Raw genomic sequence first — 15,454 nt, forward strand, 5'->3', positions numbered from 1 at the left:
GATGACAAGCCGTAGACGAAATAAGGAGTCGATGAAGGTGGAACAGAAACAAACGAATGCGCTTTGGCGCGAGGAAACGATCAAGAGCGAACCGATCTTCGAGGGAAAGATGATCTCGCTGCAAGTCGACACGGTCGCCCTGCAGGACGGCCGAACGGCGACGAGGGAGATCGTGAAGCATCCCGGAGCGGCAGCTGTCATGGCGTTATTGGACGGGAAGCTGCTCGTCGTCGAGCAATTCAGGAAGCCGCTTGAAAAATTCCAGATCGAAATTCCGGCCGGCAAGCTCGACCCCGGCGAGGATCCGATGACGGCCGCCGCCCGCGAGCTCGAGGAGGAGACCGGTTACCGCTCGGACAAGCTGAAGCTTATCAGCGCTTTCTATACATCGCCCGGCTTCGCCGACGAGAAGCTGTACGTCTACTTCACCGACGAGGTCTTGCCAGGCGTTCAAAACCCTGACGAAGACGAGGATTTGAAGGTCGAAGCGATCACGCTGGAGCAGGCCGAAGCTTACATCCGGGAAGGCCGGATCAGCGACGCCAAGACGATTCTCGCCGTGTACGCCTGGAAGCTCTACTTAGCGACAGGCCGGCTATAGCCGGCCTTCGCATTCCGCGTCATACCTCCCCCGAATGCCTCATACAATGAAGAAGACAACCCCATCTTGGCTTGGCCCGGGCTATTTCAATTATTGAAACAAAAATAGCGAAATGCCCCGGTAAGCCCGTATTAGTTTCAATAATTGAATTAAATGGCTCAATCGAAGCCGCATCGTGTAATTAGCCGCCCAAATAAGATCGATTATTGAAATTAATAAAGAATTTCCCTATCGTGAACTTCATTTCGTTTCAAAAACTGATACTAAGCCCGGCATCGGTCACATACCTGTCGAAGAACCGTCCATCTCTCAAACAAATTTATGTTCGCACCCAAAATACAGCGTCTCCTCACCTGAGCACACCAAAACTCCAGCGTATCACGTAGGGACGGAAGCGCTCCTTAACCGAACGGTTCTCGCAACCGTCTCTAAGTCTTGTTACGTTTCTTAGAAACAGGTAACCCGAGCGCACCAAACGTCCAGCGTGTCCCGCAGGGACGGAAGCGCTCCTTAACCGAACGGTTCTCGCAACCGTCTCTAAGGCTTGTTACGTTTCTTAGAAACGGGTAACCCGAGCGCACCAAACGTCCAGCGTGTCCCGCAGGGACGGAAGCGCTCTAATGCTAACCGTCACTTACAATCGCCTCTGAAGCCCCGACGTTAGTCCAATTGCGGTGTCCAGAGGGTGCAACCCTTGGGGCCCTCCCTTGGAAGGGAGGGTTTGGGAGGGATCGAAATCCTTTGAAGGTTGAGTAGAAGCCTATGTAGGTTGGGTAGAAGCCTACGTAGGTTCGGTAGAAGCCTTTGAAGGTTTGGATGAAGCCATATCGGAGGAATAGACATGATCAAAAATCAATTATCGCTATACGTCTTCGTATCGGTCCTATTCGTCGTAGGCGTTATTTTCGGAGGCTTGATGGTCAACGCGCTGACGCTCGAGCAGCAGCAGGAGCTGGCCCGGGACGTGGACCAGTACGTGCGGTTCATGAACGAAGGGATCGGGACGGAGGAAGCGGCATCCTTCCGGGAGCGGTTCTTCTTTCACGGCAAATGGCTTGTGCTCTTGTGGGTGCTCGGCATTACGGTAGTCGGCATTCCGGGCGTGCTGGCGCTTAATTTCTTGAAAGGGGCGCTGGTCGGATTCGCGGTCGGCACCCTTATCAATCAATATGCCTGGAGAGGCGTTCTCCTCTCCTTCGCTTCGATCGTCCCGCAGAACATCATCGCGGTTCCCGCGATGATTATTACGAGCGCGGCCGCGATTTCCTTCTCCCTGCACGTCGTCAAGAACAGGCTCCTTCGGCAGAAGGGAGATCTCGCTCCCCAGCTCGGCTCGTTTACGTCGACGGCGGTGCTCATGCTCTTTATATTCGCCGGCGCCGCTCTCGTCGAAGCTTACGTTTCGCCAGCGCTCATCGGCTGGGTTTCCCCTTTTCTTTCGCCCGATAACGCCACGATTTGACACCAAAAAGTTTGACTTTATTGCAGGTTAGCACCTATAATGAGAGGAAACGTTTCCTGTTATAGGCGCAGACATGCGGTGGGGGGGAAATCATGGAAGCCCGGATTGAGAAGATCAAACAACAGTTGCAGTCGCAGGGCTACAAATTAACCCCGCAGCGAGAAGCAACGGTCCGCGTATTGCTGGAGAACGAGGAAGACCATCTAAGCGCGGAAGACGTATTCATGCTCGTGAAGGACAAAGCGCCGGAGATCGGACTTGCAACGGTGTACCGGACGTTGGAATTGCTCAGCGAAATGCATGTCGTCGAGAAGCTGAATTTCGGCGACGGGGTGGCGAGGTACGATCTTCGCACGGACAGCAATAAGCATCATCATCATCATTTAATATGCGTACAATGCGGAACTATGGATGAAATAAAGGAAGACTGGCTGCTGCCGCTCGAAGAGAGGCTGGAGCGGGAGTACGGATTTTTCGTCGTCGATCATCGGCTCGATTTTCAAGGCGTATGTCACCGCTGCAAGGAGAAGAACGACTCGGCGCCTAACCCAAATCAAACGTAAACGGCTTCGCTGACCAGCTGATCTGGACGGCAAAGCCGTTTTTGTTATGTCGGGCGGAGTTTAAGCATCGAAAATGCGGTCAAGCTGCATCAAGCCGGAGCTAAAGCTTGCGATTTGATCCGATTCGTCGATCCTCCTTGCTCCCGCTGCCGGAATTGCCCGCGGAAGCGACGACGACAATGCCTTGCCGGGCCGCCCGCTTCACGGTATCGCGTCGTATTGACTCCTCCTGCAACGAACAAATCGGAATGGTTCACGATTCCGTTGAGCGGATGCAAAGAGGACTTCGAGTCGAGATGAAAGCAAGCGCAGCTGCTTATGAGCGTTTCGAGTTTTTTCGCCATTGGCGTATTGCAGCCTCTTTCGCCTCGCAAGTAACTCTATCCGTTTATGGCGATGGCCCGCGGGGCGATTGGGTGACTGCCGCAGGGCACATATTTTTCGAATAATGACAAACGATAAATTTGATGGGCAAACTTGCCCGAGCGCACAGTCACTTAGCCCGTTCCGATCATAAACAATACTATGAGAACCGTAAGAACAGCGACGGATACCGCGCAGTCTGAGGAGGAGAAGGAACATGATCGTCGGAGTTCCGAAGGAAATCAAGCAAAGCGAGTTTCGCGTCGCCCTGACGCCGGCCGGCGTAACGATGCTGGCCGCGGCCGGCCATCGGGTGCTCGTCGAGACGGGAGCCGGAAGCGGGAGCGGCTTCGAGGATGACGATTACGTCCGTGAAGGAGCCGAAATTATCGGCAGCGCGGCCGAGGTATGGTCGAAAGCGGACATGATTTTGAAAGTGAAGGAGCCGCTGGCGGAGGAATTCGGCTATTTCCGCGAAGGTCTGCTTCTATTTACGTATTTGCATTTGGCGGCGGCGCCCGATTTGACAAGGGCGCTGGTCGACAAAGGCGTAACGGGCATCGCGTACGAAACCATTCAGCTTCCAAACGGCAGCTTGCCGCTCCTGACGCCGATGAGCGAGGTGGCGGGTCGGATGTCCGTGCAGGTAGGCGCCCAATTTCTTGAGACGTTCAACGGGGGCAGGGGCGTGCTGCTAGGCGGCGTGCCCGGCGTGCCGCCGGCGGAGGTCGTCATTATCGGCGGCGGCGTCGTCGGAACGAATGCGGCGAAGATCGCGCTCGGCATGGGGGCCAACGTCGTTATTCTCGAGCGCAGCGCCGACAGAATGAGGTACTTGGACGATGTGTTCGGTGGCCGCATACGCACGCTAATGTCAAGCCCGTATCATATTGCCGAAGCGGCGGCCAGGGCGGATTTGCTGATCGGGGCGGTGCTCATTCCGGGAGCGCGCGCGCCTCATTTGGTGACGGAGCAAATGGTGAAGGGGATGAAGAAGGGCGCGGTCATCGTCGATGTCGCGGTCGATCAGGGCGGTTCGATCGCGACGGTGGATCGTCCGACGACCCATAAGGATCCGATCTACGTGAAGCACGGCGTCGTCCATTACGCGGTGGCCAACATACCGGGCGCCGTGCCGCGCACATCCACCTTTGCCCTGACGAACGTGACGATTCCGTACGCGCTGGAGCTTGCCAATCGCGGCATGAATGCCGTTCGCCGGAGCGTGCCGCTGCAAAAAGGGGTGAACACGCACGCCGGGAAGGTAACGTACGAACCGGTCGCGGATGCGGTCGGTTTGCCTTATACCCCGCTTGACAAATGGCTGGAAAGCATCCCTTACGAGCGTCTGCAGCCGTAAGCGAATAATCCTGTCGGCTCTCTCATATGGTGGTACGGATGGACAAAGGTTGCGTACCGAGGGGGCTGACAGGAATGGTATTATCGATACGGAGATGGATGAGCCGCATCGTATTTTTGGTCATATTCGCCATCTTGCTGCTTATCGTCACGGGAGGCTACCGCTGGCTGGCCGAAGCGCTTTCGCCCGTTCAGCCATACCGGGTGCCGGCGGGCGACGCGCTCAAGGTGTTCAAGTCGGAGCCGGGACCGCCCGACAGCAGCAACGCGGCCGACCGTTTGCGCTGGTTTTTCTATTACGGGGAATGATTTAAGCTCGACTTTGTGCAAGCCGCACAGAATGTCCGGGACAAGCAGGAATCGGTTGAACGCGCGTGGAATCCTTCCTTGCAGGGCAGACGCGCGCGCGGCTGCCGACGATGAGGCGAAAGGAATCCGCATGAAACACCAATTAGACCGATACTTGCGAGATTTACGGTCGGAGAGCAGGCTCTCGGCCAACACCATGGCATCCTACGAGCGGGATTTGCTCCATTTCGTTTCCTATGCGGAGCAATTAGGGCTTGCCGATCCGGATGCCGTACATAAACATCATATCGCCCAATATTTGCAGCGGCAGAAAGGAGAAGGCAGGATGGCGGCGACGCTTTCGCGCCGACTCGTTTCCATTCGCGCTTTTTTTCATTACATGGCGGCTGAAGGATGGTTGCGACATAATCCGGCGCTTACGATCGATTCGCCGAAGCCGGAGAAGAAGCCGCCTAGCGTGTTGACGATCGACGAAACGAACCGTCTGCTCGAGGCGCCAAGCGCGGACACCGCGGCGGGCAAGCGCGACAGAGCCATGCTCGAGCTGATCTATGCAGGCGGCATTCGCGTATCCGAGCTCGTGGCGCTAAACCTGGAGCATGTCAACCTCCAGCTCGGCTTTATCCACTGCATCGGAAGCGGCATGAAGGAAAGAATCGTGCCGTTCGGGCGGATGGCGAAGCTTGCTCTGACCGATTATTTGCAGGCGGGGCGGGCGGAGCTTTTGACCCAAAGGGATGCGAATTCCGCCGCATTCCTGAACCATCTCGGAACGCGGTTGACAAGGCAAGGGTTTTGGAAGACGATTAAGAAATACGCGAAGGAAGCGGGGATCGAAGCGGAAATTACGCCGCATACGCTCAGGCATTCGGTCGCCTCCCATATGCTGGCGGGCGGAGCGGATGTTCGGGCGGTGCAGGAGCTGCTCGGACATGCCGACGTAGCAACGACGCTCAAATACGCGCAGCTCCCGAAGACGCGCATGAGAGACGTATACGGCAGCGCGCATCCGCGCGCATGACCGCTTCGGCCGCCGGCGCGTTCGACTACAGAGAGGAGACAGACCGATGAAATTTGACCGAATCGCCGTTATCGTGCTGGACAGCGTCGGCATCGGCGAGCTGCCCGACGCCGAATCGTTCGGCGACGCCGGCTCGCATACGCTCGGACATATCGCGGAGCGGGTACCGGCCATAAAGCTGCCCCATCTGAGGAGGTGGGGGCTCGACCGAATCGCGCAAATCGCGGATTGGAAGCCGGCGGGGGAACCTGCAGCGGCGTATTACGGCAAGATGGCCGAAGTATCCGTCGGCAAGGATACGATGACCGGGCATTGGGAGCTGATGGGCCTTAAGATGACCGTACCGTTCCAGACGTTTCCGGACGGCTTTCCCCCCGAGCTGATCGGACCGTTCGAGGAGCGGACCGGGCGGAAGGTCATCGGCAATAAGGCGGCAAGCGGGACGGAAATATTGGACGAGCTCGGCGCGCAGCAGATGGAGAGCGGCGCTTGGATCGTATACACGTCCGCCGACAGCGTGTTCCAGATCGCGGCGCACGAGGAAGTCATTCCGCTCGAGGAGCTGTACCGCGCCTGCGAGATCGCCAGGGAATTGACGATGGACGAGCGGTTCACGGTCGGACGCGTCATCGCGAGACCGTACGTCGGGAAGCCGGGCGCGTTCAAACGGACGCCGAACCGGCACGATTACGCGGTCAAGCCGCCGGAGCCGACCGTGCTGAACGCCCTTCAGGATGCAGGTTACGATACGATTGCGATCGGGAAAATCAATGACATTTTCGACGGGGAAGGCATAACTTCGTCCAATCCGACCAAGAGCAACGCGGATGGCATCGCGAAGACGATCGAGCGCTTGGACGAGCCTTTCAAAGGATTGCTGTTCACGAATTTGGTCGATTTCGATTCGCTGTACGGTCATCGCCGGGACCCTGAAGGCTACGCGTCGGCGCTGGAAGAGTTCGACGCGGCGGTCCCCGGGCTCGAGAAGCGGATCGGGAAGCGGGACCTGCTCATCGTTACGGCGGACCACGGCAACGATCCGGTTCATCCGGGAACGGACCATACCCGCGAGTATGTTCCGATTCTGCTGTTCAGCCCGGCGTTCAAGCAGCCGGGGCCGTTGTCCGTAAGGTCGACCTTCTCGGATCTCGGGGCAACGATCGCGGATAACTTCGGCGTGAAGGCGCCCCCTAACGGCACGAGCTTTTTGGCTGAATTGGTAATTACATAAGCGAGGAGGATATTGGAGATGAATGCAGCGACTGCGGCAGGATTGACGGCGGCCCATATCAAGGAGGCGGCGCAATACATACGCGAACGAACGGAGCTGATGCCCGAGATCGGGCTTATTATGGGCTCGGGGCTCGGCGTTCTGGGCGATTACTTGGAGGAAGCGGTGACGATCGCGTACCACGATATTCCGCATTTCCCAATCTCGACGGTAGAGGGCCACGCGGGCGAGCTGCTTCTTGGCAAGTTATCCGGCAGAACCGTCCTGCTCATGCGGGGCCGATTCCACATGTACGAAGGCTACGGCCCGGAATTGACGGCGTTCCCGGTCAGGGTCATGAAGGCGCTGGGCGTGAAGACGCTGCTCGTGACGAACGCGGCGGGGGGCGTAAATACCGGATATGAAGCGGGCAACCTGATGCTTATTTCGGACCATTTGAACCTGACGGGCAAAAATCCGCTCGTCGGGCCGAACGACGACGAGCTGGGCGTCCGTTTCCCCGATATGTCCGAGGCGTACAGCAAACGACTGCGCGCGATCGCCAGAGACATTGCGCAGAGCCAAGACATTACGCTGCGTGAAGGCGTCTATGCGGGCTTGCTCGGACCGACCTATGAGACCCCCGCCGAAATTCGCATGCTTCGCGTGCTCGGCGCCGATGCCGTCGGAATGTCGACTGTTGCCGAGGTTATCGCGGCCCGGCATTCGGGCATAGAAGTGGCAGGAATTTCCTGCATTAGCAATATGGCCGCGGGAATACTGGACCAGCCGTTGTCCCACACGGAAGTGATGGAAACGACCGAACGAGTCAAGTCCCAGTTTTTAGGACTTGTTACCGCATTAATCGCGGCGATGTAACCTTTTTTGTAACACAATTGTAACATTTCCGTCGACTCAATGTGACAGTGTTTTTTTTACGAATCGTCGTATAATGTCCATGATCAAAGAAAGATGGAGTGGACGATAAAATGGACAAGCAGTTACTCGTACAAATGGAGCTGTTGCGCGACAAAATGGTGGAAACGGCCATGTTGAAGCAGAACCTCCTGCACCGCGACGTGATCACGCTGAGCCAATCGCTCGACAAAATCATCGTACAGGTGCAGGAGGAACGTCGATTGCTTACGCAGGCAAACTGACGGCGCGGCACACAAGGAGGATTTATGCGGTCGGTAGATCTTATACAGAAGAAAAGAGACGGCGGAGAGCTGACTGCTTCGGAATTAACGTATTTAATCGACGGTTATTCGCGCGGCGACATACCGGATTACCAGCTATCCGCATGGGCGATGGCTGTTTTTTTCCGCGGCATGACGCCAAGGGAAACGGCTGCGCTCACGCTGGCGATGGCGAATTCGGGCGATCAAGTCGATCTTGGTCCGATCAGCGGGATTAAAGTCGATAAACATAGCACGGGCGGCGTCGGGGACAAAACGACGCTCATTGTCGCGCCGCTCGTGGCTGCGGCGGGCGTTCCCGTCGCGAAGATGTCCGGGCGGGGACTCGGCCATACCGGAGGCACGATCGACAAGCTGGAGTCGATCGAAGGCTTCAGGACCGAATTGTCCCGCGAACGCTTCATGAACCAGGTGAACGAAATCGGGTTGTCGGTTATCGGGCAGAGCGGCAATTTGGCTCCCGCGGACAAGAAGCTGTACGCGCTTCGGGACGTTACCGCGACGGTAGAATCGATTCCGCTCATCGCAAGCTCGGTCATGAGCAAGAAGATCGCTTCCGGCGCGGACGCGATCGTGCTCGATGTGAAGACGGGCAGCGGGGCGTTCATGAAGACGCTGGCACAATCGGAACAGCTGGCCAAGGCGATGGTGGACATCGGCACGGAGGTCGGGCGCAAGACGGCGGCCGTCATCAGCGATATGGACCAGCCGCTCGGCTTCGCGATCGGCAACGCGCTCGAGGTGAGGGAATCGATCGAAACGCTGAAGGGCAACGGCCCGAACGATTTGACGGAGCTTTGCCTGACGCTGGGCGCCCATATGGTTCAGCTGGGCGGCCTTGCCTCGTCCGTAGAGGAGGCGAAGGAAATGCTGCGCGGCAAAATCGAAAACGGCGAGGCGCTTGCGAAATTTAAAGCGTTCGTCGCGGCGCAAGGCGGGGACGCATCGATCGCCGACGATCCGTCCAGGCTCCCTCAGGCGCCGCACACGGTGGAAGTGAAGGCGGAGCAGTCCGGCTACGTTTCGGCGATCGAAGCGGAGCAGCTCGGGCTTGCCGCCATGCTCCTTGGCGCGGGCAGGGAGACGAAGGACGCTCCGATCGACTACGCCGTCGGCGTTACGCTCCGCATGAAGGTCGGCGATCCGGTCGAGGCCGGCGCTACTCTTGCGGTGCTGCACGTGCGCGAGCAGGGCGAAGCCGCGCGCGAAGTCGCCGAGCGCGTACGCGCGGCGTATTCGTTCAGCGCATCGAAGCCGGAGGAGCGCGCGCTGCTGCTATCCGTCGTGACGGCTAACGGTATTGAACGCTACGTTTGAAGAAAGGCTTCTCCCCTTATATTATCGTTCCATGAAACGAATGAATCCGTTCCGGCAGCCGGGACGGATTTTTTTGCGCGGCCGGATTGGAATAAATTTCTTTCGGCAGGTCAACACTTGAATAATGGAAAAGATAACCGAATTGCGCAACTTTCAGGAGGAGATATTGTTGAAGAATCGTTCTATCAAGCTATGCATCCTTACTCTTGTTCTCGCTCTGGCGATGCCCGCGGCCGCGTTTGCCGCAGTTGAGCCCTCGCAGGCGAATCAAGCTCCGTCCCCTCAATTGGCGCCGTCGGCCCGGTCGGCCATATTGATGGATGCGGACTCCGGAACGGTTATTTACGAGAAAAACAGCCATGACAAGCTGCCGCCGGCGAGCATTACGAAAATTATGACGCTTCTTCTCATTATGGAGGCGATCGACGACGGGAAGATCAAATGGACGGACAAGGTGCAAACGAGCGAATACGCCGCATCCATGGGCGGATCGCAAATTTTCCTGGAACCCGGCGAAGAAATGACGGTTGACGATATGGTGAAAGGGATCGCGCTCGCTTCCGGCAACGACGCATCGGTCGCCATGGCCGAGAAGCTTGCGGGAACGGAGCAGCAATTCGTGGCCATGATGAACGAACGTGCGAAGCAGCTCGGGATGAACGATACGCAGTTCGTCAATCCGAACGGCTTGCCGGTAGCGAATCATTATTCGTCGGCGCACGACATCGCAGTGATGTCCAGGGAGCTGCTCAAGCATCCCGAAGTTACGAAATATACGGGGCTGTACCAAGATTATTTGCGCAAAACGTCGGAGAAGCCTTTTTGGCTCGTCAACACGAACAAGCTGGTCCGCTTCTACAGCGGCGCGGACGGGCTTAAGACGGGCTTCACGAGCGAGGCGAAATACTGCTTGTCCGCTACGGCGAAGCGCGACAATATGCGCGTCATCGCGGTGGTCATGGGCGAGCCGGACACAAAGACCCGCAATGCGGAAGTTTCGCAAATGTTCGATTATACGTTCGCCCAGTACATGAACCATCCGATTATCCAGGAAGGCGAGTCGATGGGCATGCTGAAGATCGAAAAGGGCACGACGGCGGAGCTGCCGCTGCTCGCGAAGCATCCGTACAGCGTCCTGCTCAAAAAAGGCAGCGCGACGCAGGACATCCGCTACGAGCTGAAAATCGACGGTCCGGTCAAAGCGCCGGTGCAAATCGGCCAGCCGATCGGCAAGCTCGTCGTATACGAAGGCGACAGAATACTGAAGGAATTCGACGTCGACGCGCCGATATCCATCGAGCGCGCGGGCTGGTGGAAGCTGCTGAAGCGCTCCTTCTCCGGTCTGTTCACCTGACCGAAGCATGAACCCGGGCGGCCGGCGGGCTCTCGCATTTTGTCAGCTGATAGCGGTATGCTTCTAGTTTTGTCGCCATGCAGGAATCCTTCTCCGCCATGGAGAATTGCTAGTTCTATCTCGGCAGAATTGCGTTTCGAATAAAACCGGAGGAGATGAACTGCGGATGAGTCTGCAAGCAGAATTGGAGCACTATCGCAACGTGCTGATCGTACGCCTGCGGGGCGAGCTCGACCATCATACGGCCGACGTCGTTCGGTACAAGATGGAGGAAGCCCTACTCCACGGAAGAAGCGATCATGTGATCCTCAGTCTGAAGGAATTGCAATTTATGGACAGCTCCGGGCTCGGCGTCATTCTGGGCAGGTACAAGCAGGTGAAGAGCAAAGGCGGCAAGATGGTCGTCTGCGACGTGAACCCGAGCGTACACCGCTTGTTCGAGCTGTCGGGGCTGTTCAAAATATTAACGATTCACGACGATGAACGTACCGCGATTTCCAGTTTGGAGGTGGTGTCATGAACGGATTGAACGAAATGACGCTTTCCTTCAGCGCCCGTTCGGAGAATGAAGCGTTCGCCCGAATTGCGGTCGCTGCGTTTGTATCGCAGCTTGATCCGACGCTGGAGGAGCTGAACGATTTGAAGACGGCGGTATCCGAAGCGGTGACGAATGCGATTATACACGGCTACGAAAGCGATCCTTCCTGCCAGGTGACGATCGAGGCGAGGATCGAAGGCGACAGCGTGTCCATCGCGGTGCTCGATTCGGGAAGCGGCATCGAGGATTTGGAGCTCGCGCGCCAGCCGTTGTATACGTCGAAGCCGGAGCTGGAGCGTTCCGGCATGGGCTTTACGATTATGGAAAACTTCATGGACCGTTTCGAGGTATCGAGCAGATTAGGCGGGGGAACCCGCGTAGAGATGTTGAAGCGTATCGAATCGAAAAAAGCGCTCTACAATTAGCGCATAGGGGTTGAGCCTCATGGATGTCGATCTGAAGCAGTCGGCCCAGCCGTATCTGGATGACGCGGAAGTCAAACGGCTCATCGCGCTAAGCCAATCCGGCGACACGCTGGCTAGAGACACGCTCGTGCAATGCAATATCAGGCTCGTTTGGTCCGTCGTTCAACGGTTCATCAACCGCGGTTACGAGCCGGAGGACTTGTTCCAAATCGGATGCATCGGGCTGCTGAAGTCGGTGGATAAGTTCGATTTGTCCTACGACGTGAAATTTTCGACTTACGCGGTGCCGATGATTATCGGAGAGATCCAGCGGTTCCTGCGCGACGACGGCACGCTCAAGGTAAGCAGGTCCCTCAAGGAAACGGCCAATAAGGTGCGCAAAATGAAGGACGAGCTCTCGAAGACGTTAGGACGGCTTCCGACCGTCGGCGAGGTGGCGGAGCGGCTCGGCATTACGCCCGAGGACGTCGTGTTCGCCCAGGAAGCGAACAAGCCGCCGACGTCGATCCACGAAACGGTGTTCGAGAACGACGGAGACCCGATTACGCTCATGGACCAAATCGCCGACGACTCGCAGGAGAAATGGTTCGATAAGCTGGCGCTGGTCGAAGCGATCGAAGGGTTGAGCGAACGGGAGCGGCTGATCGTGTACTTAAGGTATTACCGCGACAAGACGCAGTCCGAAGTAGCGAGCAGGCTAGGCATATCGCAGGTGCAGGTTTCCCGGCTGGAGAAAAAAATACTGCAGTCCATCAAAGACCAAATCGCCCTTTAAGGCGAGTTGGTCTTTTCATGTTATTACCTCATTTTGCATGAGTATCCGAAACGTCCTTATCTCATACTAATCGGGAAACAATCACCATCACGCAAAGCAGAAGGGATGCTGACGCATGGAAGCTTCGAAACCATCTGTCCTCTATCTGCGCCTCAAGAAACGGATCTACATTAAGCCGGATCAGGCCGTGTCGCTCGGACAGGCCGCCCGGCTGCTCGCTTACGACGATGCGCTCGAGAAACGGCTGAAGGAGCTCGTGCTCTATAAGCATAACAAGGCCGACGGGAACCGGGTCGTCATCGACCTGCTGCAAATCGTCAGACATATCCGCGAGCTGAACCCGGACATGACGATCGAAGCTTACGGCGACCCGCAGGTGCTGGTCATGGTGGCCGAGAAGCCGGTGAAGCCGCGAATCCCGATCCTTATTCTGTCGTGGCTGCTGCTATTTTTCGGGGCGGGACTCGCCATCATGAACTTCCATACCGATGTCAGCATGAAGGAGGTTCATATCCGGATCGTCGAGCTCATTACCGGGGAGCGGACGGAACATCCGCTATGGTTCCAAATTCCTTATTCACTCGGCATCGGACTCGGCATGGTGTTATTTTTCAACCACCTGTTCCGCAAGCGGTTCAATGAAGAGCCGAATCCGCTCGAGGTGGAGCTGTACATGTATCAAGAAAACGTGAACGCCTACGTCATTGCCGACGAAATGCGCAAAAAGGCGGATTACGATCAGCAGAGGGACGGATCGTCATGATGCACGGGGCGGCGAATTTATTTGTCGCGGTGCTGGGCCTCGCGGGCGGGCTCGCGGTCGGCAGCGGGCTGGTCGCGCTGCTCATCGTGCTCGATCTCATCCCCCGGCTCGCTCAAATCGGCAATGCGTACCGGCTGTCGGTCTGGTTCGAGACGGCCGTCATTTGCGGCTCGCTGTACTGGACCTTCGCGGATTTCATGGATTGGACGTTCAAGCTGCCGTCCGGGCTATTGCTGGGCGGCGCGGGACTGATCGACGGCATGTTCGTCGGGATGCTGGCCGCCGCGCTGACGGAGGTCATGAATGTGCTCCCGATTTTGGCGAAAAGAATGAACCTGTCGGATTATATGGTCGCGCTTGTCATGGCGATGGTGCTCGGCAAAACGTTAGGCTCTTTGTTTGACTGGCTCGTGTTTCAGTGGTAGCTCAATACGAACGAGGTGAAGCGAGATGAGAGATTCTTATACGGGACAGGAGCAAGAGGAAGGAAGAAGCGCGATGCCGCCGCAAGGGGAAGTATCGGGCGACCAGCTGCGCGAGGAGTCGGGCAAGCGCGAGGAGGGTGAGCCGCTCGTCTCGAGACCGAAGCGTGAGGGGAGAGGCGGCCAAACGTCGGCTCATGAAAGAAACGAGCCTATTCCGGATCGGCTAGACGACGTGCTTGTTCGGCTCGAGAACGAAATCGGGTACAAAACGAGCTTCGACGTCGTCGTCAGGGAGATGACGTTCGGCGAGCGGCGCACGGCCATGCTGTGCATGAACGGCCTCGTGAAGGACACGATTTTGACGGAAGTGCTGAAGCGGCTCACCTTCCTTCATCCGGACGATTTGTCGACCCATGCGCTGCATGCCTTCCTCGACATGTACGTCCCAGCAGCGCAAGTATCGAAGGAGGACGATTGGAACAAGATGCTGGCCGGCGTCCTGGCCGGCGGAACGGCGCTCTTCATCGACGGCGAGACGAGCGCGATCATGATCGACGCCAAGGCGTTTCCCGCGCGCGGACCGGAAGAACCGACGCTCGAGAAGGTCGTTCGCGGCAGCCGGGACGGCTTCGTCGAGACGTTGATGGCCAACGTGTCGCTCGTTCGCCGGCGCGTGCGCGACCCGCAGCTGAGGTACGAAATCGTGCAAATCGGCGAGCGGACGAAGACGGACGTGTGCATCGCCTACATCAACGATTTGGTCGACAAGCAGCTGCTCGAATCGATCAAGAAAAAAATAAGGATGGTGAAGCTGGACGGCCTGCCGCTCGCCGACAAGCAGCTGGAGGAGGCAACCGTGAACCGGGGCTGGAACCCGTTCCCGCTCGTCCGATATTCCGAGCGCCCGGACACCGTCGCATCGCATCTGCTCGAAGGCGCGGTGGCGATCTTCGTCGATACGTCGCCGAGCGTCATGACGCTGCCGACGTCGTATACGGATCTGATCCAGCACGCGGAAGAGAACCGGCAAACCCCGTTTATCGGCACCTACCTGCGCTGGGTCAGATTCGCCGGGATATTCGCGTCCTTGTTCATGCTGCCGCTATGGCTGCTGTTCGTCATGTACCCCGAATTGAAGCCTCAGGCGCTCGCCTTTCTGGGCCCGAACAAAACCGGCAAGCTGCCGCTCGTCGTCCAGTTCGTCCTGGCCGAGGTCGGGGTCGATTTGATGAGGATGGCGTCGGTGCACACGCCTTCGTCGCTCGCGACGGCGATGTCGCTCGTGGCGGCGATCCTGATCGGCGATATCGCCGTGCAGACGGGGATATTCGTCAACGAGGTCATCCTGTACATGGCCGTCGCCGCGATCGGGATGTTCTCTACCCCGAGCTATGAACTCGGCCTCGCCAACCGGATCGTACGGCTCGTATTGATTTTGTCGGTGGCGGCGTTCAACGTGCCGGGGTTCGTCGTCGCGTCGACGGCCATCCTGCTCATGCTCGTATGCACGCGTTCCTTCAACCGTCCTTACATGTGGCCGATCATTCCGTTCGACATGAAGGCGTTATGGAGCATCATCATCAGGCAGCCGGTGCTTCAGAACCGCGTGCGGCCGAACATTCTCCGGCCCCAGCAGCGCGATAAAATGCCCAAGACTTGACGAAAACTAAAAAATGCAAATGAAATGTGAATTTATCCATTTCTCGCGCGGGTAGATTGCGTTATACTGTTGCTATTGATGCAAATTCTATCCTTTCTATCTGCCTATGG

At 57.3% G+C, this 15,454-nt stretch carries 17 protein-coding genes; all 17 read left to right on the forward strand.

What is annotated here, in order from left to right; all coding sequences use genetic code 11:
• Positions 1–31: 31 nt before the first annotated feature.
• The 17 genes from IDH41_RS13415 to IDH41_RS13495 all read left to right on the forward strand — a co-directional run bounded on the left by IDH41_RS13415 (position 32) and on the right by IDH41_RS13495 (position 15,344).
• Complete coding sequence (locus IDH41_RS13415; protein ID WP_190862069.1) at positions 32–601, forward strand: NUDIX hydrolase; 570 nt, start codon at positions 32–34, stop codon at positions 599–601.
• Between the two features lie 841 nt (positions 602–1,442).
• A complete protein-coding gene (gene spoIIM / locus IDH41_RS13420) occupies positions 1,443–2,063 on the forward strand; it encodes a stage II sporulation protein M (protein WP_190861811.1) in 621 nt (206 codons plus the stop codon).
• A gap of 92 nt (positions 2,064–2,155) precedes the next feature.
• Entirely contained in the window at positions 2,156–2,626 is a 471-nt protein-coding gene (fur, locus tag IDH41_RS13425) for a ferric iron uptake transcriptional regulator (protein ID WP_190861813.1), read from the forward strand.
• A 580-nt stretch (positions 2,627–3,206) separates the two neighbouring features.
• A complete protein-coding gene (ald, locus tag IDH41_RS13430; RefSeq protein ID WP_190861814.1) occupies positions 3,207–4,349 on the forward strand; it encodes an alanine dehydrogenase in 1,143 nt (380 codons plus the stop codon).
• A gap of 74 nt (positions 4,350–4,423) precedes the next feature.
• Entirely contained in the window at positions 4,424–4,657 is a 234-nt protein-coding gene (locus IDH41_RS13435) for a DUF4227 family protein (protein WP_190861815.1), read from the forward strand.
• 130 nt (positions 4,658–4,787) lie between these two features.
• Positions 4,788–5,678 (forward strand): site-specific tyrosine recombinase XerD, encoded by an 891-nt coding sequence (xerD, locus tag IDH41_RS13440; RefSeq protein WP_190861816.1) that lies wholly within the window; start codon positions 4,788–4,790, stop codon positions 5,676–5,678.
• A gap of 46 nt (positions 5,679–5,724) precedes the next feature.
• On the forward strand, positions 5,725–6,909 hold the full coding sequence (deoB, locus tag IDH41_RS13445; RefSeq protein ID WP_190861817.1) for a phosphopentomutase: 1,185 nt from the start codon (positions 5,725–5,727) through the stop codon (positions 6,907–6,909).
• 18 nt (positions 6,910–6,927) lie between these two features.
• On the forward strand, positions 6,928–7,767 hold the full coding sequence (locus IDH41_RS13450) for a purine-nucleoside phosphorylase (protein WP_190861818.1): 840 nt from the start codon (positions 6,928–6,930) through the stop codon (positions 7,765–7,767).
• A 110-nt stretch (positions 7,768–7,877) separates the two neighbouring features.
• Positions 7,878–8,048, forward strand: coding sequence for an aspartyl-phosphate phosphatase Spo0E family protein (locus IDH41_RS13455; RefSeq protein WP_190861819.1), 171 nt, complete (start codon positions 7,878–7,880; stop codon positions 8,046–8,048).
• Positions 8,049–8,072: 24 nt separating this feature from the next.
• Complete coding sequence (locus IDH41_RS13460; RefSeq protein ID WP_190861820.1) at positions 8,073–9,404, forward strand: pyrimidine-nucleoside phosphorylase; 1,332 nt, start codon at positions 8,073–8,075, stop codon at positions 9,402–9,404.
• A 169-nt stretch (positions 9,405–9,573) separates the two neighbouring features.
• The gene (locus IDH41_RS13465) at positions 9,574–10,758 is read left to right on the forward strand and encodes a D-alanyl-D-alanine carboxypeptidase family protein (protein ID WP_397327921.1); all 1,185 of its coding nucleotides are present in this window, start codon (positions 9,574–9,576) and stop codon (positions 10,756–10,758) included.
• A gap of 166 nt (positions 10,759–10,924) precedes the next feature.
• The gene (spoIIAA, locus tag IDH41_RS13470; protein WP_190861821.1) at positions 10,925–11,278 is read left to right on the forward strand and encodes an anti-sigma F factor antagonist; all 354 of its coding nucleotides are present in this window, start codon (positions 10,925–10,927) and stop codon (positions 11,276–11,278) included.
• Positions 11,275–11,721 carry an anti-sigma F factor gene (gene spoIIAB, locus IDH41_RS13475; RefSeq protein WP_190861822.1) on the forward strand — a complete coding sequence of 149 codons (447 nt, stop codon included), beginning with the start codon at positions 11,275–11,277 and terminating at the stop codon, positions 11,719–11,721. Before spoIIAA ends, spoIIAB begins: the two co-directional genes overlap by 4 nt.
• A gap of 19 nt (positions 11,722–11,740) precedes the next feature.
• Positions 11,741–12,496 carry an RNA polymerase sporulation sigma factor SigF gene (gene sigF / locus IDH41_RS13480; RefSeq protein WP_190861824.1) on the forward strand — a complete coding sequence of 252 codons (756 nt, stop codon included), beginning with the start codon at positions 11,741–11,743 and terminating at the stop codon, positions 12,494–12,496.
• Positions 12,497–12,611: 115 nt separating this feature from the next.
• Positions 12,612–13,259 (forward strand): stage V sporulation protein AA, encoded by a 648-nt coding sequence (locus IDH41_RS13485; RefSeq protein WP_190861825.1) that lies wholly within the window; start codon positions 12,612–12,614, stop codon positions 13,257–13,259.
• Positions 13,256–13,684, forward strand: coding sequence for a stage V sporulation protein AB (locus tag IDH41_RS13490; RefSeq protein ID WP_397327924.1), 429 nt, complete (start codon positions 13,256–13,258; stop codon positions 13,682–13,684). The genes IDH41_RS13485 and IDH41_RS13490 overlap by 4 nt, the downstream gene beginning before the upstream one ends.
• A gap of 25 nt (positions 13,685–13,709) precedes the next feature.
• Complete coding sequence (locus IDH41_RS13495) at positions 13,710–15,344, forward strand: spore germination protein (protein ID WP_190861827.1); 1,635 nt, start codon at positions 13,710–13,712, stop codon at positions 15,342–15,344.
• Positions 15,345–15,454 lie beyond the last annotated feature (110 nt).

Source organism: Paenibacillus arenilitoris, from assembly GCF_014705655.1.
Classification (GTDB): Bacteria; Bacillota; Bacilli; order Paenibacillales; family Paenibacillaceae; genus Pristimantibacillus; species Pristimantibacillus arenilitoris.

Bases quoted from the DNA above. Each gene is read 5' to 3' on its own strand.
- IDH41_RS13455 (WP_190861819.1), top strand. From the start codon at position 7,878: ATGGACAAGCAGTTACTCGTACAAATGGAGCTGTTGCGCGACAAAATG.
- IDH41_RS13460 (WP_190861820.1), top strand. From the start codon at position 8,073: ATGCGGTCGGTAGATCTTATACAGAAGAAAAGAGACGGCGGAGAGCTG.
- IDH41_RS13435 (WP_190861815.1), top strand. From the start codon at position 4,424: ATGGTATTATCGATACGGAGATGGATGAGCCGCATCGTATTTTTGGTC.
- IDH41_RS13490 (WP_397327924.1), top strand. From the start codon at position 13,256: ATGATGCACGGGGCGGCGAATTTATTTGTCGCGGTGCTGGGCCTCGCG.
- spoIIAA (WP_190861821.1), top strand. From the start codon at position 10,925: ATGAGTCTGCAAGCAGAATTGGAGCACTATCGCAACGTGCTGATCGTA.
- IDH41_RS13485 (WP_190861825.1), top strand. From the start codon at position 12,612: ATGGAAGCTTCGAAACCATCTGTCCTCTATCTGCGCCTCAAGAAACGG.
- sigF (WP_190861824.1), top strand. From the start codon at position 11,741: ATGGATGTCGATCTGAAGCAGTCGGCCCAGCCGTATCTGGATGACGCG.
- IDH41_RS13450 (WP_190861818.1), top strand. From the start codon at position 6,928: ATGAATGCAGCGACTGCGGCAGGATTGACGGCGGCCCATATCAAGGAG.
- spoIIAB (WP_190861822.1), top strand. From the start codon at position 11,275: ATGAACGGATTGAACGAAATGACGCTTTCCTTCAGCGCCCGTTCGGAG.
- spoIIM (WP_190861811.1), top strand. From the start codon at position 1,443: ATGATCAAAAATCAATTATCGCTATACGTCTTCGTATCGGTCCTATTC.
- xerD (WP_190861816.1), top strand. From the start codon at position 4,788: ATGAAACACCAATTAGACCGATACTTGCGAGATTTACGGTCGGAGAGC.
- deoB (WP_190861817.1), top strand. From the start codon at position 5,725: ATGAAATTTGACCGAATCGCCGTTATCGTGCTGGACAGCGTCGGCATC.
- fur (WP_190861813.1), top strand. From the start codon at position 2,156: ATGGAAGCCCGGATTGAGAAGATCAAACAACAGTTGCAGTCGCAGGGC.
- ald (WP_190861814.1), top strand. From the start codon at position 3,207: ATGATCGTCGGAGTTCCGAAGGAAATCAAGCAAAGCGAGTTTCGCGTC.
- IDH41_RS13415 (WP_190862069.1), top strand. From the start codon at position 32: ATGAAGGTGGAACAGAAACAAACGAATGCGCTTTGGCGCGAGGAAACG.
- IDH41_RS13495 (WP_190861827.1), top strand. From the start codon at position 13,710: ATGAGAGATTCTTATACGGGACAGGAGCAAGAGGAAGGAAGAAGCGCG.